The 18,387-nt window shown below is 68.5% G+C and carries 13 protein-coding genes; 4 read left to right on the top strand and 9 right to left on the bottom strand.

All coding sequences use genetic code 11. From position 1 onward, the window contains the following. Positions 1 to 27: 27 nt before the first annotated feature. The 5 genes from narI to ACQPYS_RS02925 all read right to left on the bottom strand — a co-directional run bounded on the left by narI (position 28) and on the right by ACQPYS_RS02925 (position 8,372). Entirely contained in the window at positions 28 to 792 is a 765-nt protein-coding gene (narI, locus tag ACQPYS_RS02945; RefSeq protein WP_431941147.1) for a respiratory nitrate reductase subunit gamma, read from the bottom strand. Further along, positions 789 to 1,646 carry a nitrate reductase molybdenum cofactor assembly chaperone gene (narJ, locus tag ACQPYS_RS02940; protein ID WP_433491619.1) on the bottom strand — a complete coding sequence of 286 codons (858 nt, stop codon included), beginning with the start codon at positions 1,644 to 1,646 and terminating at the stop codon, positions 789 to 791. Before narJ ends, narI begins: the two co-directional genes overlap by 4 nt. Continuing rightward, on the bottom strand, positions 1,643 to 3,322 hold the full coding sequence (gene narH / locus ACQPYS_RS02935; RefSeq protein WP_431941145.1) for a nitrate reductase subunit beta: 1,680 nt from the start codon (positions 3,320 to 3,322) through the stop codon (positions 1,643 to 1,645). The genes narJ and narH overlap by 4 nt, the downstream gene beginning before the upstream one ends. Continuing rightward, complete coding sequence (locus tag ACQPYS_RS02930; protein WP_433491618.1) at positions 3,322 to 7,011, bottom strand: nitrate reductase subunit alpha; 3,690 nt, start codon at positions 7,009 to 7,011, stop codon at positions 3,322 to 3,324. Before ACQPYS_RS02930 ends, narH begins: the two co-directional genes overlap by 1 nt. A gap of 122 nt (positions 7,012 to 7,133) precedes the next feature. Next, on the bottom strand, positions 7,134 to 8,372 hold the full coding sequence (locus ACQPYS_RS02925; RefSeq protein ID WP_431941143.1) for an MFS transporter: 1,239 nt from the start codon (positions 8,370 to 8,372) through the stop codon (positions 7,134 to 7,136). Between the two features lie 271 nt (positions 8,373 to 8,643). On the opposite strand from ACQPYS_RS02925, the gene ACQPYS_RS02920 reads away from it, so the two are divergent. Continuing rightward, positions 8,644 to 9,390: an RluA family pseudouridine synthase gene (locus ACQPYS_RS02920; RefSeq protein WP_063035539.1), complete on the top strand. Its 747-nt coding sequence runs from the start codon at positions 8,644 to 8,646 to the stop codon at positions 9,388 to 9,390. Positions 9,391 to 9,984: 594 nt separating this feature from the next. Continuing rightward, positions 9,985 to 10,761 (top strand): metallophosphoesterase, encoded by a 777-nt coding sequence (locus ACQPYS_RS02915; protein WP_433491617.1) that lies wholly within the window; start codon positions 9,985 to 9,987, stop codon positions 10,759 to 10,761. A gap of 6 nt (positions 10,762 to 10,767) precedes the next feature. On the opposite strand, the gene ACQPYS_RS02910 is transcribed toward ACQPYS_RS02915, so the two are convergent. Next, the gene (locus tag ACQPYS_RS02910) at positions 10,768 to 11,820 is read right to left on the bottom strand and encodes an AraC family transcriptional regulator (RefSeq protein ID WP_433491616.1); all 1,053 of its coding nucleotides are present in this window, start codon (positions 11,818 to 11,820) and stop codon (positions 10,768 to 10,770) included. A gap of 41 nt (positions 11,821 to 11,861) precedes the next feature. Then, positions 11,862 to 12,776: a cation diffusion facilitator family transporter gene (locus ACQPYS_RS02905; protein WP_281179724.1), complete on the bottom strand. Its 915-nt coding sequence runs from the start codon at positions 12,774 to 12,776 to the stop codon at positions 11,862 to 11,864. A 221-nt stretch (positions 12,777 to 12,997) separates the two neighbouring features. On the opposite strand from ACQPYS_RS02905, the gene ACQPYS_RS02900 reads away from it, so the two are divergent. Continuing rightward, positions 12,998 to 15,115 carry an ABC transporter ATP-binding protein gene (locus ACQPYS_RS02900; protein WP_063035694.1) on the top strand — a complete coding sequence of 706 codons (2,118 nt, stop codon included), beginning with the start codon at positions 12,998 to 13,000 and terminating at the stop codon, positions 15,113 to 15,115. Beyond that, positions 15,112 to 15,846, top strand: coding sequence for a CbiQ family ECF transporter T component (locus ACQPYS_RS02895; protein ID WP_433491615.1), 735 nt, complete (start codon positions 15,112 to 15,114; stop codon positions 15,844 to 15,846). Before ACQPYS_RS02900 ends, ACQPYS_RS02895 begins: the two co-directional genes overlap by 4 nt. A gap of 36 nt (positions 15,847 to 15,882) precedes the next feature. Here ACQPYS_RS02895 and ACQPYS_RS02890 read toward each other — a convergent pair whose 3' ends face one another. After that, positions 15,883 to 16,068: an antitoxin gene (locus ACQPYS_RS02890; protein ID WP_063035534.1), complete on the bottom strand. Its 186-nt coding sequence runs from the start codon at positions 16,066 to 16,068 to the stop codon at positions 15,883 to 15,885. 85 nt (positions 16,069 to 16,153) lie between these two features. Continuing rightward, positions 16,154 to 18,376 (bottom strand): ATP-dependent DNA ligase, encoded by a 2,223-nt coding sequence (locus ACQPYS_RS02885; protein ID WP_431941139.1) that lies wholly within the window; start codon positions 18,374 to 18,376, stop codon positions 16,154 to 16,156. Positions 18,377 to 18,387: the final 11 nt, after the last annotated feature.

Below are 18,387 nucleotides of genomic sequence, written 5' to 3'. Positions count from 1 at the left end.
CAAGGGCATAGTGGAAACACGGTCGTCCTACTGGATCCGTTCCCACCCCCGCCGCTGCGGCCGAGATCCCAACTCCCGGTCCCGGCTGCGGTAGACGATATAGGGCCTGGTCAGGTACCCGATCGGCATCGAGAACACGTGGACCAGCCGGGTGAACGGCCAGAATGCGAACAGCAACCAGGCGGCGATCACGTGGAGCTGGAAACCGAGGGGCGCGGCGAGGATCAGGTCGGTGTCGGGGCGGAAGGAGAGGACGGAGCGGAACCACGGGGAGACCGTCTCCCGGTAGTCATGCGGATGGTTGTTCGCATTGTTCACCAGTGTGGTGCCGAAGCCCAGTACCAGCGTGCCGAGCAGCAGTACGTACATGATCTTGTCGTTGCGGGTGGTCGCGGAGAAGACAGGTCCGGTGGTGCGGCGGCGGTAGATCAGGATGGCCGCACCGGCCAGGGTGGCGACACCGGCCACGATCCCGAGACTGGCGGAGGCCATGTGGTACACCGAATCGCCCACGCCGACGGCCTCGGTCCAACCCTCCGGAACCAGCAGGCCGACGATATGGCCCACGATCACCAGCAGGATTCCGTAATGGAAAAGCGGACTGCCCAGCCGCAGCAGGCGGCTCTCGTAGAGCTGGGAGGAGCGCGTGGTCCAGCCGAATTTGTCGTAGCGGTAGCGCCAGTAGTGGCCCACCAGGAAGGTCGCGATGGCGGCGTAGGGCAGGGCGACCCACAGCAGGATGTCGAACGCGGTGAGGTTCTCACCAGGTGCGGCGAGCAGCAATGAGTTCATCGGCACGCCTCCGTGTTGCTTTGCGACACCTCCGGCGCCGCATGTCGGGGCCCTCGTGATCCCGGTTCTCCACTGCGCCGATCGGTCGCTGCGCTCCTTCGCTCTGTCGCTCCGGAACCGGCGCGGGCCCCGACCTCGAACGCCGACGACCCCGGGAAGGTCGCGGCCGTCTCCGTGCCCCCCGGGGTTCTCCGGGACGCTGGTAATACGGCGGGATCGGGGAGGTGCTGTGGCGGGGCGAACGGGGCCAGGCCGACGGCTTCCTCCGGTGGGCCCGCGGCGATGAGCCGGGCGACGGCGTCCTCTTCGGTCCCGGCGAGGGCGGGGAGGGTGGCGGTGATCGATTCGAGAACGTCGGCCCAGGCCGAGCCGGTCTCCCGCAGGCCGCGACGCATCACCTCGAGACCGGCTCGGTGCTCGGTGAGCAGACGCAACCCGGTCTCGGCGTTGTCGGCCGCGGCGAATTCCAGCACCACGGACAGGTGGTCGGGCAGTTCCTCCTCGGAGAGTGTCAGCCCGGCCTCGCGGTACGCCTGTTTGAACCGCAACAGGGCGACACCGCGTTTGCGGGTGTCACCGTAGGCGAAGTAGGTGAGATAAGGGCTGAATCGTTTGCGGTGGTCGAAGGTCGCCACATAGTCGGCGGCGAGTTCGAAGACAGACCGGGTTCGCACATGGCCGAGGAACCGGGTGAGCGGAGCGCCGACCGGAGGCGGCAGCGTCGCCGACACCGTGCTCAGCAGATCGAGATTACGGCGCAGGGATTCGTCCGGATAGCCGAGCAGCAGGGACTGCACCTGCCAGGCCGCGGCCCGAGTGGCCGGGTCGAGGGCGTTCGTCCTGGTCGTTTTCATCGCGGCGACTCCATGTCACCGGGACCCCGGTTTACGCCCTCCGGCGGGAACAGCCCGTCGGGAACCTTTCCGTCCCAGTTGAGCAGATTCACCCGGCCACGGCCGCCGATACTGGTGGAGGTTTCGGAGGTCTGCCGGTTGCGCAGCATCCGGAAGTTCTCCACGGCGATGGACGAGACCCCGCCCGAATTCTCGCCGAATGGCCCGGAGCCGGTCATTCCCGGACCGCCCGCGTAGTCGAGACTGCATTCGGTGGCGAGTTCTTCGAGCCCGTGCGCCGATTCGGTGTGCGCGGGTGGAATCACATAGCGCTCATCGTATTTGGCGAGGGCGAGCAACCGGAACATATCGTAGATCTGTTCACCCGACATACCGACCGCCTCGGCGATACGTTCCTGGGGTTCCCGGCCGAGATTGATATCGCGCATATAGCTGCGCATGGCGGCCAGCCGGCGCAGGATGGCGGTCACCGGGCCGGGATCGCCCGCGGTGAACAGCTGCGCGAGATAGTCCACCGGAATTCGCAATGCCTCGATGGCGGCGAAGAGATTGCCGTGATCCTCGGCGTCGTGGCCGGTATCCCGCACGATATCGACCACCGGCGACAGCGGCGGGATGTACCAGACCATGGGCATGGTGCGGTATTCCGGATGCAGAGGCAGCGCGACCTTGTAGGTGTTGATCAGCGAATAGATCGGCGACCGGTCGGCGGCCTCCACCCAGTCCCACGGAATACCCGCGCGTTCGGCCTCCCGCCGCACCTCGGGGTCGGCGGGATCGAGGAAGACCTCCCGTTGCGCTTCGTAGAGCCCGTGTTCGTCCGGGGTGGCCGCGGCCTCCAGCACTTTGTCGGCGTCGTAGAGAACGAGCCCGATATAGCGCAGTCGGCCCACGCAGGTCTCGGCGCAAACGGTCGGCAGCCCGACCTCCACCCGCGGGAAACAGAAGGTGCATTTCTCCGCCTTCCCGGTGCGGTGATTGAAATAGACCTTCTTGTAGGGACAGCCCGAGACACACATTCGCCAGCCCCGGCACCGGTCCTGGTCCACCAGGACGATGCCGTCCTCGCTGCGTTTGTAGATCGCACCCGAAGGGCACGATGCGGCACAGGACGGATTCAGGCAGTGTTCGCAGATCCGCGGCAGATAGAACATGAAGGTCTGCTCGAATTCGAAACGCACCTGTTCGGACAGTTTGCGCAGCAGCGGATCGCGGTGGCCGTATTCGGGCGCGCCGCCGAGATCGTCGTCCCAGTTCGCCGACCATTCGATTTTCGTATCCCCGCCGCTGATCAGCGATTTCGGCCGGGCTACCGGAGTGTGCCGCTGGGCCGGCGCGGTGGTCAGATTCTCGTAGTCGTAGGTCCAGGGTTCGTAGTAATCACTCAGCGCGGGCAGAATGGGATTGCTGAATATGGTGAACAATTTGCGCAGCCGGCCGCCGCCTTTGAGTTGCAATCTGCCCCGGTAGTTCAGTTCCCAGCCGCCACGCCACCGGTCCTGATCCTCGTAGGTACGCGGATAGCCCTGCCCCGGCCGGGTCTCCACATTGTTGAACCACACATATTCCACGCCCGACCGATTCGTCCACGCCTGTTTGCAGGTGACCGAACAGGTATGGCAGCCGATACATTTGTCGAGGTTCATCACCATCGCCATCTGCGCCATCACCCGCATCAGTAGCTCACCTCCTGGCTGCGACGACGGATCACGGTCACCTCGTCGCGTTGATTACCGGTGGGTCCGAGATAGTTGAACGCGAAACTGAGCTGGGCGTAGCCGCCGATGAGGTGGCTGGGTTTGACCAGCAGCCGGGTCAGCGAATTGTGGATACCGCCGCGCTGCCCGGAGGTCTCGCTGATCGGCACATCGATGAGCCGGTCCTGTGCGTGGTACATGTACACGGTCCCGGCGGGCATCCGGTGCGAGACCACCGCCCGCGCCACCACTACACCGTTGCGATTGACCGCCTCGACCCATTCGTTGTCGGCCACGCCGATGGTCGCGGCATCCGCGGGCGCCATCCAGATGGTGGGCCCGCCGCGCGAAAGACTCAGCATGAACAGGTTGTCCTGGTATTCGGAATGGATGGACCATTTGCTGTGCGGAGTGAGGTAGCGGACGGTGACGCCCAGTTCCCCCGTCGAACCGAGTACGGGTTCGCCGAACAGTGCGGCCATGTTCAGCGGCGGCCGGTACACCGGCAGCCCCTCGCCGAGTTCGGTCATCCAGTCGTGGTCGAGATAGAAATGCTGGCGGCCGGTGAGCGTATGCCAGGGTTTTCGGCGTTCGATATTGATGGTGAACGGCGAATACCGGCGCCCCCCGGTTTCCGACCCCGACCATTCCGGCGAGGTGATCACCGGTACCGGGGCGGCCTGGGTGTCGGCGAAGGTGATCTGTTTACCCTCGTGTTCGGCGGCCAGATCGGCCAGCCGCACTCCGGTGCGCTGTTCGAGGGTGCGGAAACCCTCGGTGGCCAGGCGCCCGTTGGTGGTGCCGGACAGCGCCAGGATCGCCTCGCACGCCTGGATACCGCGCTGCAACGACGGCCGCCCGTCGGCCGGTCCGCCGCGGACCACGCCGTTCTTGTGCCGCAGGTACTCGACCTCCGGCCCGAAATCGAAGGTGACGCCTTTGGTGGTGCCGCCGAGTTTTTCCGCCAGCGGGCCGAGCGCGTTCATCTTCGCCGCGATCGCACCGTAATCGCGCTCCACCACCACCAGTTTCGGCATGGTCACCCCGGGAATGGGTTCCACATCCGAGGTCTTCCAATCCGCGACCCGGCCGTGCGGGGTGGCCAGTTCGTCCGGGGTGTCGTGCAACAGCGGCACCGCGACCACATCCTTGCGGACCCCGAGCCGCGGACCGGCGAGTTCGCTGAACTTCTCGGCGATGGCCCGGAAGGCGTCCCAATCGGTGCGGGTCTGCCAGGGCGGTGCGATGGCGGGGTTGAACGAGTGCACGAACGGGTGCATATCGGTGGTGTTCAGATCGTGTTTCTCGTACCAGGTCGCGGCGGGCAGCACGATATCGGAGAACAGCGTGGTGCTGGTCATCCGGAAATCCAGGGTCAGCAGCAGGTCGAGTTTGCCGCGCGGCGCGTCCGGCCGCCACACCACATCACGCGGGCGCGCGCCGGCCGGAGTAGGTTTGGCCCGCAGCGACGATTCGGTGCCCAGCAGATGTTCGAGAAAGTACTCGTTGCCCTTGGCCGAGGAACCGAGCAGGTTGGCCCGCCACACATTCAGTATCCGCGGGAAGTTCTCCGGGGCATCGGGGTCCTCGCAGGCGAAACGCATCCGCCCCGAACGCAGTTCGGAGACCACATAGCCCGTCACCGAGCCGCCCTCGGCCGCGGCGGCATCGGCCAGTTCCAATGGGTTGCGGTCGAAGGTCGGATACGACGGCATCCAGCCCAGACGCGCGGATTGCGCGATCACGTCGGCGGTGCTCATTCCCGCCAGCCGGCCGGCACCCGGGGTGGCCGAGAGTCTGTCGGCACCGAACCAGTCGTACCGGAACTGGTCGGAATGCAGGTACCAGAAGGCGGTCTGGATCATCTGCCGCGCCGGCCGCGACCAATCGAGGGCCGAGGCCAGCTGTGTCCACCCGGTGACCGGCCGGCATTTCTCCTGGCCCACATAGTGTGCCCAGCCACCACCGTTCACGCCCTGGCATCCGGTGAGGGTGGTCAGGGCGAGGAACCCACGGTAGATCGTGTCGGAGTGGAACCAGTGATTGGTCCCGGCGCCCATGATGATCATCGAACGGCCGTGGCTCTCCTCGGCATTGGCCGCGAACTCGCGCGCGATCCGCAGGACCGCGGCGGCCGGTACACCGGTGATCGTTTCCTGCCAGGCCGGGGTGTATGGGTGCGAGAAATCGTCGTAGTCGATGGGCCAGACCCCGGGCAGGCCGTCCCGGTGCACCCCGTACTGCGCCAGCATCAGGTCGAACACCGTGGTGACCAGATGGCCGTTCACCCGCCGCGCCGGCACGCCGCGCCGGAGCGTCGGATCGTCACCGGCCGCGGTGTCGAAGCGGGGCAGCAGCACGGACACCGCAGTCTCGCCGAACAGTGTCAACCGGGGCACCACCCCCTCGAGGTCGAGATTCCAGGTCCCCACCCCGGCTTCGCCGTAGCGATGACCCACCGAACCGTTCGGAACGACCGGGCGGCCGGCCGCGTCGAGCACCACCGTTTTGAACGCGGCGTTCTCCAACCCGGCGTGCTCGTCGAGGTCGGCGGCGGTCAGGAACTTGCCCGGGGTATAGCCGCCCTCGGTCTCCACCAGCCGGACCAGGAACGGCAGATCGGTGAACTGACGCACGTAGCTCGCGAAATACGGCACCTCGCGTTCCACGAAGAACTCGCGCAGCACCACCTGCCCCATCGCCATGGCCAGCGCGCCGTCGGTACCGGGGTGCGGCGCCAGCCATTCGTCGGCGAACTTCACATTGTCGGCGTAGTCCGGGGAGACCGCGACGACCTTCTGCCCGCGGTAGCGGGCCTCGGCCATCCAGTGCGCGTCCGGAGTCCGGGTCACCGGCAGATTCGACCCCCACATGATCAGATAGCCCGCGTCCCACCAGTCCCCCGATTCCGGCACATCGGTCTGATCGCCGAACACCTGCGGCGAGGCCACCGGAAGATCCGCGTACCAGTCGTAGAAGGACAGCATCGTCCCGCCCACCAGCGAGACGAACCGGGATCCGGACGCGTGCGACACCATCGACATGGCCGGGATCGGTGAGAACCCCGCGATCCGGTCCGGGCCGTACCGGGCGATGGTGTACACATGGGCGGCCGCGATCATCTCGGTCGCCTCGTCCCATGTGGCCCGCACCAGACCGCCCTTACCGCGCGCGGATTTGTACCGCCGGGCCGAATCCGGGTCCTCGACGATCGTTTCCCAGGCGGTCACCGGATCGCCGGTGGCGGCCTTCGCGGCGCGATACATCTCCAGCAGCACACCTCGCACATACGGGTAGCGCACCCGGGTCGGCGAGTAGGTGTACCAGGAGAACGCGGCACCGCGCGGACAACCACGTGGCTCGTATTCGGGTTTGTCGGGGCCCACCGACGGATAGTCGGTCTGCTGGGTCTCCCAGGTGATGATCCCGTCCTTGACATAGATCTTCCAGGAACACGATCCGGTGCAGTTCACGCCATGCGTAGAACGCACCACCTTGTCGTGGCTCCAGCGGTCCCGGTAGAACTCGTCCGCCTGCCGCCCGCCCACCTCGAACATCGAACGCCGGTCCGGGGAGATCTGCGCGCGGGTGAAGAACCGCCGGGTACCCACCAGCGCTTCGGTCAGTTCGTCGTCGAGCCCCGCCTGCCGCGGGCGGCGATGAGTCATAGAACCTCCTTCGAAGTGTGCACTCGTGGTCTGCGGAAGCCGTGGTAGCGGCGGTATCGCACCTCCCTCGAGGTGTGTGGTGGCGGCCCCGCGAAGGCCGGAGCGCCGGCTGAGGTATCGCCTCATATGTGGTCCCGCTCCACCTGGTGGCGCACCACGATCAGCGTGAACAGCAGCGCGACCAGCGCCACCACCGCGAGCGCCAGCAGACCCGGGCCGTAGTCGGAGGTCGCCTCGTAGACGGCGCCCATCACCAGCGGCGGCACGAAGCCGCCCAGCCCACCGGCCGCCCCCACGAACCCGGTGACCGCTCCGACTCTGCCCGCGGGCGCGATCAGGGCGACCAGCGCGAAGGTGGCGCCGCTACCCGCGCCGAGCGCGGCGGCCAGCACCAGGAAGGCGAGGGTGCCGACCGGCGCCAGGCCCGGGGTCGTGGCCTGCACGGAGGCGGCGATCACGACGGCACACAGCATGGCGGCGAGCACCGTCGGCGCGTCGAACCGATCGGCCAGCCAGCCGCCGACCGGTCGCATGACCACCGCGAGCAGCACGAACCCGGCCATCCGGTTGGCCGCGTCGGTCTGGGACAGGTCGTAGGCGGTGCGCAGGTAAGAGGGCAGGTAGACGGAGAACGCCACGAAGCCGCCGAAGGTGACGGCGTAGAGCGCCGAAGCCGCCCAGGTCGCGGGCAGCCGTACGGTCCGGTTCAGCCGGGCGGTGACGGATTCGGTGGGTGGGGTGCGGCCGGGTGCGTCACGGAGCAGATACCAGGCGGCGGTCGCGTAGATCACCAGCGCGACCGCGCACAGCAGGAACGGTGTGGCGGTATTGCCCGCGTCCACCAGGCGCACGGTGGTCAGGGCGCTGATGGCGGTACCACCCATGCCCATCCCGTACACACCGATCGCCAGCCCCTGCTTCTCGGGCGGGAACCAGGCACTCACGAACGGCACACCGACCGCGAACACCGTGCCGCCGATGCCGAGGAAGAAACCGCCGATCAGCAGGGCTGCCAACGCGGAATGCCCGACCAGGCCCAGGAACAGCACCGGCAGCACCGTGATCAGCGAAACCGCCGGGAACATCAGACGCCCGCCGTAGCGGTCGGCCAGCGCGCCGACCGGGATCCGTCCCAGCGAACCCACGATCACCGGAACGGCCACCATCAGCGATTCCTGGAAGGAATTCAGCCCGAGGTCGTCGCGGAACCGCGGCGCGAGCGGGCTCAGCAGCGCCCACGCCCAGAAATTGAGCGCGAAACCCACCGTGGCCAGGACCAGCATCAGCGTGCGCGCGCCGGTCACGGTACGGTCGCCGGCTCTGGCTCGGCCCGGATCCAGCGGAGTCGAAGAGGCCACCATCACTCCTGGGGAGATCGGTCCGGCTAGCTCTCGCGCCCGATGGACACCTTGTCCCACCGCTCGACGGGCGATTCGGTCGTCGAACGCGGTCGGGAAGGCCAGACCCTCCCGAACCGCCGATATCGCGATATCACTGACTCACGGCCTGCTGTCGCCATTGTGCCTGCTACGGGCCCCGACTCACGGCTCACTCGCCGATTCCGGGAGTGGCGTGATATCACCGGCGGAGCCTGCTCGACCGCACGCCGTCGTCGGCTCCTAGGCTCGACCGGTGGATATCGACTGGCCCGAGCTACGCGCCCGCAGCCTGCTCATCGCGGACGAGGCGGTGCTGGCCCTGAACAAACCCGCCGGGATATCGGTCACCGGGGAGCGCCACGATATCGATATCGTGGCCGCCGCCGAGGCGCACGGCGAGAAGCTGTACCCGGTCCACCGGATCGACAAGGTGACCTCGGGCCTCATCCTGTTCGCCCGGGAACTGTCCGCCCACGGCCCGCTGACCCGCCAGTTCAACAAGCAGACCGCCGACAAGGTCTACCTGGCGATCGTCGCCGCCGGTTCTCCCGAACTCCCCGATACCGGGACCATCGATCTCCCGCTCAGCGTGGGTCGCAAGAACCGCGTCCGGGTCGCCGCCCCGCGCGAAACGATCCGCCGCGCCGGCGACCGCTGGTCCGTTGCCGAAGCGGACCTGCTGAACACCAAGAACTACCCCTCGACCACCGAGTTCACCGTCCTCGCCCGGCACCGCGAGCACACTGTCGTAGCGCTGCGCCCGACCACCGGCCGCCGCCACCAGCTCCGCGTACACCTGGCCTGGATCGGCCACCCCCTCCTCGGCGATCCCCTGTTCGACCGCTCCGGCACCATCCCGCGGGCCCATCTGCACTCCTGGCGCCTCGGCCTGGCCGCCGAGTGGCGCCCCGACGGCAGACTGGATCTGGAGGCCCCGCCCGGCGACGATTTCTGGTCACCACTCCCCGGTCCGCCACCCGCCCTGCCCGGGCCTCGGTGAACCCCGAATACTGCGTGGCCACCACCGGGCCATCGTGAACGCCTCGATATTCGGTGGCCGAGGCCGAAGCGTTCTTCGGCTCCGGCTCGTGCGCACTGATCGCCGTTGCCGAACCGCCCGGGGCCGGTTTCGGCCCGTGGTCCTCGGCACCCGGCCGCGATAGCTACCCGCCCCGAGCTCGGGGGCGGGCTGTTTCTTTCCGGCGCTGCATCGGCTGATGCCGAGGCGTTCCCGGTGATACCGAGGCGTACCCGACGACGTCTCGATTGCAAGCGGTCCCGGCCACATCCCGCAGCACCCCGCCCGGTGGTGTCCTCCCTCTCACCCGCACTGTTCGCACTGGCCAACTGCCCTAAGCTGGTCGAAGGACCCAGCACCGGACCGGGACACACGGTTGACGAACGCGGCGCCGGACCGGGACCCCAGGCGGTGTCGAGTCTTACGAGACCCTGAAAGGGGTGAGGCCCGTCCCGCCGTTCAACCCTCGAAGCGAATGTGGCGAAGCCACGAGTCTCGAGACCCTGAACGGCGGGACCTTCGGGGGCCTCGCCCCCGCGGCGCCGAAGGCGCCGCAAATAAACACAGGAGCGTCCGATGATCTTGGTGGCTCAGATCAGCGATACACATTTCGATCTCGGCACCCGTAACACCGAACGGGCGCAGCGGGTCATGGCCTATCTCGCGGATCTGCGGCGGCGGCCCGATGTGATCGTGGTGACCGGCGATATCACCGATTCCGGCAAACCGGAGGAGTACGCCGAGGCCCGGGCGGCGCTACAGGCCGATCTGCCGGTGCTGGCGATTCCGGGGAATCACGACGAGCGGGCGGCGTTCCGGGAGGTGCTGCTCGGCGCGCCCCCGCTCGACGACCCCGTCAACCAGGTGCACCGGGTCGGCGGTGTCACGCTGATCCTGCTCGATTCCAGTGTTCCGGGGCAGTCCGCCGGGCGGCTGACCGACGAAACCTACGACTGGTTGCACGCGACTCTCGCCGAGACCCCCGCCGACGATGCCGTTCTGCTGGCGCTGCACCATCCCCCGGTGTTCTTGCACAGCCCGATCGTGGATCCCATCGCGCTGGCCGGGCCGGAGCGACTGGCCGCGGTCATCACCGGCGACGAACGGATCATCGGCACGCTGACCGGGCACGCGCACACCGCCGCGGTCGCCACCTTCGGCGGGCGGCCGCTGCTCATGGGCCCGAGTACCGCCTCGGTGCTCGGCGGTGAATGGGAACTCGCGCCGCCCGAGCGGGTGATGGACTACGCGCCGGACCCGGCGGTCGCGCTGCACGTCATCGACGACGAACACCGGCTGATCACCCATTTCCGCAGCGTCCCGATGGGCGGCTGGATCGGTACGCCGTTCTGATCCGGTTCAGTACCGGCCGGCGCGGGCTCGCCGGTAGGCGGCGGGGGTGCCGCCGGTCCAGCGCCGGAACGCGTAGATGAAGGTGGAGGCCTCCGCATAGCCGAGCCGGATCGCCACATCACTCACCGACAGCGGGGTGGTGGTCAGCATCTCCTCCGCCAAGGCGTGGCGTACTTCGTCCAACAGGGCCCGATAACTGGTACCGGCGGCGTCGAGATGGCGGCGCAGGGTACGGGTGCTCATGTTCAGGTCGGCGGCCACGGTGTCGATACCGGGCGGCGCGGTGAGTCCGTCCATCCCGCCGCGGGGCACCAGCCGCGCGCGCACCTCCGCGGCGATCCCGGTTCGCGCCCGCCGCCGGTGCACCAGGTCTCGGCACTGTGCCAGGCAGATGGCCAGTGTGTGTTCGTTGGCCTGTGGTAGCGGCCGGTCCAGGATCGCCGGGTCGATGGCCACCAGATGGTGCGGCTGTCCGAACCGCGGCCGGGCCACGGTCACCTCGGCGAGCAGGTCGGCGTAGGCCGGTTCGGGGAATCGGAATTCGGCACGCACCAGGGCGAGGTGCCGGCCCAGCAGATCGCTCATCACCTGGTGCATGGCGGTCACATCGCGTTCCACCAGGAACTGACGGATATCGGCGGGCACCGATTCGTCGTGGATGCGGCCGATGAATTCGCCGTGCTCCCACTGGGTCACCGGCAGGCAGAAGGTAAAGCTCAGTTCGAGGTAGCGCAGGGCGAAATCGATCGCCTGGGCCAGGGTCGGGCTACTGACACAGGCGAAACCGAAGATGCCGAAGGTGGTGATGCGGTAGCGCCGGCCCACCTCGATGCCCATACCGGGGCGGTCGAGTTCGCGGACCAGGTTGCGCACCACCGCGAGTTCGGTGTGTGCGTCGATCTGCGCGTCCGGGTCGTGCAGCCGCGCTTCGGTGAGATCGGTTCCGCGCAGTAGTGCGGCGGTGGGAACTCCGTGCTCCCCGCCGTATCCGGCCATGAGCGCGACACTGGCGACTCCCCGCGGGAAGTCCCAGTCCCGGATCGACGGACGTTGCACCATGCCGACATTATGGCCGAATATCTCGATTGGTCATTATGCGGTCACCAGGACAGTTCCGCGCACCGGCGGGCGGTATCGGTGGTCTCCACCTGGAGGGTCGCGTGGTGGATGTGGAAGCGATCGGCGAGCAGGTGCTGGGCGGCGCGTAGTACCTCGTCACCGGAATCGGATCCGGTGGTGGTGATATGGGCCGAGGCGACCTCCATACCCGAGGTCAATGTCCATACGTGCAGGTCATGCACGTCGCAGACGCCCGGGACCGCGGCCAGTTCGGCCGCCACTTTCTCGACGTCGAGCTCTTCGGGGCTGTGCTGGAACAGGATGCGCAGCGCGCGCCGGGCCAGCAGATAGGTCCGGGGCAGCACCCACAGGCCGATGGCGACGCCGACGATCATATCGGCGTAGAGCCAGCCGGTGGTCAGCGTAATCGCGGCGGACAGCAGCACACCGAACGACCCGACCATATCGGCCAGAACCTCCAGATAGGCGCCGCGCACATTGAGGCTCTCCTCGGCTCCGCGCCGCAGCAGCAGGAAGGCCGCGATATTGGCCAGCAGGCCGATGACACCGGCGGCCAGCACCGGCCCACCGGGCACCTCCGGCGGTTCCCCGAAGCGGCGCACCGCCTCGATCAGTACATACCCGGCGACCGCGAACAGCAGGACGGCGTTGGCGAGTGCGGCGATCACCTCGGCCCGGTAGTAACCGAAGGTACGGGTATAGCTGGGTCGCGTATTGCGGGCGAGCATGATGGCCGACAACGCCATGGCGATACCCACGACATCGGTGAGCATATGGGCGGCGTCCGAGAGCAGTGCCAGCGAACCGGTGGCCAGCGCGACCACCAGCTCGATCAGCATGAATCCCAGGCCGATGGCCAGGGCGATCCCCAGGCGGCCGACATATTTCCCGGAAGCACTCTCCGGTGATACGTGATGCTTATGATCATGTCCCACCCGACAAACATATGCGTCAATGCGCATGTTTGCAACACCTTCGATTCGCGCCCACCCGCCGGGCTGGCAGACTCGAGTACGTGAGCGACCAGTCCGCAGCCCCCCGTCCCGGCGCACCGGACCCGGCCGCCGGTGAGCCGGGCGCGACCGTGCTCGGCACGACCGCGTCCGACGGCGACGACCACGGCACCGCGCCGAGCCGGACCGAGCGCGGCGGGGCGCTGCGTCCCATCGAGCTCGCCACCGGCGCGGTACTCGGCGGCGTCACCGTCGGACTGGTGACCGTCGGCGCCGTGATCCCCTTCGCGGCCGCCCTGCAACTGGTCGCGGCCGTGCCCATGGGCCTGCTCGCACACCGCTACCGATTCCGGACCGTACTCACCGCCTCGATCTCGGCCGCCCTGGTCACCTTCGTGGCGGCCGGCCTCACCGCCGCCATGGCGATGGTGGCCACCGCCACCATCGGCGGCATCGTCGGCACGGTCAAACGTCGCCGCGGCGGTATCGTCGCGGTCACCGGGCTCTCGGTTCTCGCCGGCGTCGCCTGGGGCGCATTCTCGGTCGGCTTCCTGCTGGCCTTCTCCGCCACCCGCGACCTGCTCTTCGACACCGTCCGCAACACCGCGACGGGCCTGGCCGAACTCACCTCCCGCCAGCAGCACCTGGAACCGCTCGGCCGCGGTGTCCTGCACGCCACCGATGTGGTCCTGCAGTGGTGGTGGGTCTACATCGGCGGCACCGTCCTGGCCGGGACCGTGGTCACCGCGCTGGTCTCGTGGTTCGTGCTCGGGTCCGTGCTGGACCGTCTCGCCTGGCTCCCCGGCACCGACCGCCTCGACGCCCCCGCCGACGACCGCCCGATAGCCCCCTTGCCGGTGACCCTGCGCGCGGCCGGATACCGGTACCCCGGCGGCACCGCCGACGCGTTGACCGGTGTCGACCTGCGGGTCGAGGTCGGCGAATTCGTCGCGGTGGTCGGCCACAACGGGTCCGGGAAATCGACTCTCACCCGGCTGCTGGCGGGATTGCCGCCGAGCAGCGGGTCGGTCGAACGGCCCGGCTCCGCGGGGCTCGGCCATCTGGGCGGGACGGCGCTGGTCCTGCAGCGGCCGGAAAGCCAGACGCTGGGTGTGCTGGTCGCCGACGATGTGGTCTGGGGACTACCCACCGCCCTCGCGGCCGAGGTCGATATCGACGCCCTGCTGAACGAGGTCGGGCTGGACGGGATGGGCGACCGGGAGACCGCCACCCTGTCCGGTGGCCAGCAGCAGCGACTGGCGGTCGCGGCGGCCCTGGCGCGGCGACCGGCCCTGCTCATCGCCGACGAAGCCACCTCCATGATCGACCCGGACGGCCGCCGCGAACTGGTGACACTACTGGCCGGGCTGCCGAAACGGCACGCCATGGCCGTCGTCCTGGTGACCCATCACGAAGCCGACGCCGACGCCGCCGACCGGGTGGTGCATCTGGCCGCAGGCCGGATGGTCGGCCGGCTGCCCGCCTGGCCGAAACCGGCCCGGGCCCGGCGCCACCGTCCCATGGGCGAGACGCTGCTCGAATTGCGCGGGGTCCGGCACACCTACAACCGCGGCACACCGTGGGAGGCGCCCGCCCTGCACGGTGTCGACCTGTCGGTCCGCCGCGGGGAAGCACTGCTGGTGGTCGGCGGGAACGGGTCGGGAAAATCGACCCTGGCCTGGATCATGGCCGGACTCATCGCGCCCAGCACCGGACGCTGCGAGCTGGCGGGCAAGCCGGTCAGCAAACAGATCGGCCGGGTGGAACTGGCCTTCCAGCATTCCCGGCTGCAGCTACAACGGCATACCGTCGGCGAGGAGGTCGCCGATTGGGGCGGCGAAGGCACCGGTTCGGGCACCGTGGGCAAGGCCCTGGATGCCGTCGGCCTCGACCGCTCCCTGACCACCCGGTCCATCGAAGAACTCAGCGGCGGCCAGGCCAAACGGGTGGTGCTGGCCGCTATAGTCGCCGCCCACCCACAGGTGGTGGTGCTGGACGAACCACTGGCCGGACTGGATCCCGAGGGCCGCGCCGATATCGTCGAACTACTGGCCCGGCTCCGCGATTCGGGGCTCACGCTGATCGTCATCTCCCACGATGTGGAGGATGTGGCGGCCATCTGCGATCGCACCGTCCACCTGCGCGCGGGCCGTATCCCGGAAACCGAGACGGCGGCCGCCGCCGTGCCCGGCGGGGAGGCCGACACCGCACCCATTCCGGCTGTCCATCCGTCCGGTCCGGCTCACCGGCGCGCCCCGGGCGCGGCCTGGCGGTTGCGCGGCGGCGACGCCCACGGCATCGACCACGGAGGCACCCCATGAGCACCGTCCTGCTGCGCCGGGTCCCGGTGGCCAGCCCGGTCCACAACCTGTGGGCCGGAACCAAGATGATCGCCGCGTTCCTGATCAGCCTGCTGCTGATGATCCTGCCGAGCTGGCCGATCCTCGGCGTCGTGATCGTGTTCCTGATCGCGATCGGACTCGTGGCCCGGCTGCCGCTGGGGGTACTGCCCCGCCTGCCGCTACTGTTCTGGCTGCTGATCGCGCTGGGCGCGCTGATCAATGTGCCGGTCGGTGGCGCCGCCGTACTGCGCTACGCGCAGGTGGTGGTGTTCGGGCTGATCCTGGTGGCCGCGTCCATGCTCATCGCCTGGACCACACCTATGAGCGAAATCGCTCCCGCCCTGGCCACTCTCGGCCGGCCGCTGCGCCGCCTGCGGATACCGGTGGACGAGCTGGCCGTGGTGGTGGCGCTGACCCTGCGCGGCCTCCCCCTGCTGCTCGAGGAGATCCGTATCCTGCGCGCCGCCCGCCGCCTGCGCCCCAAACCCGATCTGCTGCGCCGCACCACCGACCCGGTCATCGATATCCTCACCGCCGCCATGGCGGTATCCACCCGGCGGGCCGGCGAACTGGGTGAAGCGATCACCGCCCGGGGCGGGACGGGACAGCTCACCGCCCGCCCGGCCGCCCCCGGCCGTAACGACGCCTTCGCCCTGGTAGTGGTGGTAGCGGTCTGCGCCGGAGCGCTCACCGCCGAACTTCTGATCTGACCGGGCACAGTCACGAGAGGCCGGTTCCGGCCACAGTTACTTCTGCTTCTGGTCGCGCACCGCTTTCCGCGCCGCCTCCTGCGCCTTGTCCACCTGCCCCGCGTATTTGCCGCCGGTCTTCTTGTCCACCGCGTCGCCGACCTTCTCGATCAGCGGGTCGACCTTGTCGGCGTTCTTGCGCGCCAGACCCAATGCCTTGTTCGCCAGACCCTTGAAATCCATGTCGTACTCCTTGCTCGAACTCGCTCGAACATCACAGTACCCAGCGGATTCGACACAGGGGTGACATCACCGGTGGCGACGGCGCTCACAGTTCGCCCAGCCACGCCGGATGCCAGAGCCGGCCGGTCTCGGTCCAATCCATGTAGCGCACAGTGCCTTCCACCTTCGGCGTCACCCAGATCGCGTCGCGGCGTTCGTCGGCCGACATCTCGTTGACGAACGGGCTGGTCTTGCGTTCCAGCCGGTGCAGCCGGATGGCCAACTCGCGCATACCCGCGTCCCCGAATCCGGTGCCCACCCGTCCCGCGTACACCAGACCGTCCTCGGCGGGAATGCCCACCAGCAGTGACGCGAACGGACGAGCGCGACTGCGCCGCATTCCACCGACCACCACCTGCTGGGTCCGCCAGTTGCGCTGCTTCACCCACGTCCGGCCGCGGGTTCCGGGCAGATACACCGAATCGACCTTCTTGGCGACGACCCCCTCCACCCCGTCCAGTTCGCTCTGCCGCACGGCGTCCGCACCGCTGCCCGCGTACGGCGGCGGCACCCGCAGGGTGGGCGCGGTCGCGGCAAGTGCCTCCAGGACCCGGCGGCGGTCGCGGTAGCGTTTACGCAGCAGTGAGGTGCCGTCCAGATAGAGCAGATCGAAGGCCACGAATTCCGCCCGCCGCGGATTCGCCTTCAGCAGTGCGACGTTCACCGCGCCGTCCGGGTCGCGGACGATGATCTCCCCGTCCAGCACCACCTGGTGCCCGTCCAGATCGGCGGCCAGCTTCGCGAACTGCGGATACTGCGCGGTCACATCGTTGCCGGCCCGGCTGCGCAACCGGAACTCGCCCGCTTCGATCTCCACGATGAGCCGGAAGCCGTCCCATTTGCGCTCGAACACCCATTCCGATTCCGGTAGCACCGAAACATCACCGCTGGTGGCCAGCATGGGCGCCAGACCGCGCGGGAGGCCGGCCACGGGCGCCGGCTGCTCCTTCATCAGATGCATGAGCCACTGGTCCCCCTCGGTGCGGATCAACGCGTACCGGCCGTTCAGCCGGGTCCCGCGCAGCACCACGATCACCTCGTCGTCCCGCCACTTCTCGGCCCGGTAGGTGCCGGTGTCCCATACCGACATCTCCCCCGCGCCGTACTCGCCGGACGGGATCGTGCCGTGGAAATCCAGATACTCCAGCGGATGGTCCTCGGTGTGCACGGCGAGCCGGTTCTGGCTCGGGCTGTCCGGCGGACCCTTGGGCACCGCCCATGAGACCAGGACTCCGTCCCGTTCGAGCCGCACGTCCCAGTGCAGGCGGCGCGCGTGGTGTTCGTGGACGACGAACCGATCCCCCGAGCCGCTCCGGGGCGGTGCGGCGGGTACCGGTTCGGGAGTCCGGGCCGGGTCCCGCATGGACCGGTACCTCGTCAGGGCGTCGTCGAGCGGCGGGTCCAGCCCGGCGAGCAGATCACCGTCGGACCGGTATCGGCGCAGCACCTCGTCGAAACGCAGCTGCCGCAGCGCCGTCGGGTCCGCTATCTCGTCCCAGCTGCGCGGCGCCGCGACGTTCGGTTCCTCCCGGCCGCGCAGCGAGTACGGCGCGATCGTGGTCTTCGCCGGATTGTTCTGGCTCCAGTCCAGGAACACCTTGCCCGCGCGGACCTTCTTCGCCATGGTGGCCGTCACCAGATCGGGCAGCAGTTTCTCCAAATTCTCCGCCACCTGTTTGGCCACCGTCGACGCACCACCGGGACTGAGCGTGCGATCCAACGGAACATAGAGGTGGATCCCTTTGCTGCCGCTGGTCAGCGGGTAGGCGCGCATTCCGATCTCGCCGACCATATCCCGGATGCCCAGCGCCACCCGCGCGCATTCGGGCAGCCCCGCGCCCGGCCCGGGATCGAGATCGAACACCAGCCGGGTCGCCGGACCGCGCTCGTCACCGTCGAAGCGCCACTGCGGCACATGGATCTCCAGCGCGGCCTGCTGACCCAGCCAGACCAGCCCGGCCTGCGAGGAGATCACCGGGTAGGTCACCGCGCGGCCGGAATGCCGCTGGGTACGGCGCGGCACCCAGGACGGGGTGCCGGCGGCCAGATTCTTCTCGAAGAAGGAGGACGCGCCGACACCGTCGGGCCAGCGTTTGCGAGTGACCGGCCGGCCCGCCAGATGCGGCAGCATGGCCGGGGCGATCTCGGCGTAGTACTCGAGAACTTCGCCTTTGGTGGTGCCGGTCGCCGGATACAGCACTTTGTCCGGGTTGCTCAGCCGGACCTCGATATCCGGCTGTCCCGGCTCACCTCCGAAACTCCGGCGCACCCCGGATCACA

Source organism: Nocardia grenadensis, assembly GCF_050942415.1.
Classification (GTDB): Bacteria; Actinomycetota; Actinomycetes; order Mycobacteriales; family Mycobacteriaceae; genus Nocardia; species Nocardia grenadensis.
This window is presented reverse-complemented; position numbering and strand designations above follow the sequence as displayed.

Coding starts and splice junctions, on each gene's coding strand:
- narI (WP_431941147.1), bottom strand. CDS start 792: ATGAACTCATTGCTGCTCGCCGCACCTGGTGAGAACCTCACCGCGTTC.
- narJ (WP_433491619.1), bottom strand. CDS start 1,646: ATGAAAACGACCAGGACGAACGCCCTCGACCCGGCCACTCGGGCCGCG.
- narH (WP_431941145.1), bottom strand. CDS start 3,322: ATGCGGGTGATGGCGCAGATGGCGATGGTGATGAACCTCGACAAATGT.
- ACQPYS_RS02930 (WP_433491618.1), bottom strand. CDS start 7,011: ATGACTCATCGCCGCCCGCGGCAGGCGGGGCTCGACGACGAACTGACC.
- ACQPYS_RS02925 (WP_431941143.1), bottom strand. CDS start 8,372: ATGGTGGCCTCTTCGACTCCGCTGGATCCGGGCCGAGCCAGAGCCGGC.
- ACQPYS_RS02915 (WP_433491617.1), top strand. CDS start 9,985: ATGATCTTGGTGGCTCAGATCAGCGATACACATTTCGATCTCGGCACC.
- ACQPYS_RS02910 (WP_433491616.1), bottom strand. CDS start 11,820: ATGGTGCAACGTCCGTCGATCCGGGACTGGGACTTCCCGCGGGGAGTC.
- ACQPYS_RS02895 (WP_433491615.1), top strand. CDS start 15,112: ATGAGCACCGTCCTGCTGCGCCGGGTCCCGGTGGCCAGCCCGGTCCAC.
- ACQPYS_RS02890 (WP_063035534.1), bottom strand. CDS start 16,068: ATGGATTTCAAGGGTCTGGCGAACAAGGCATTGGGTCTGGCGCGCAAG.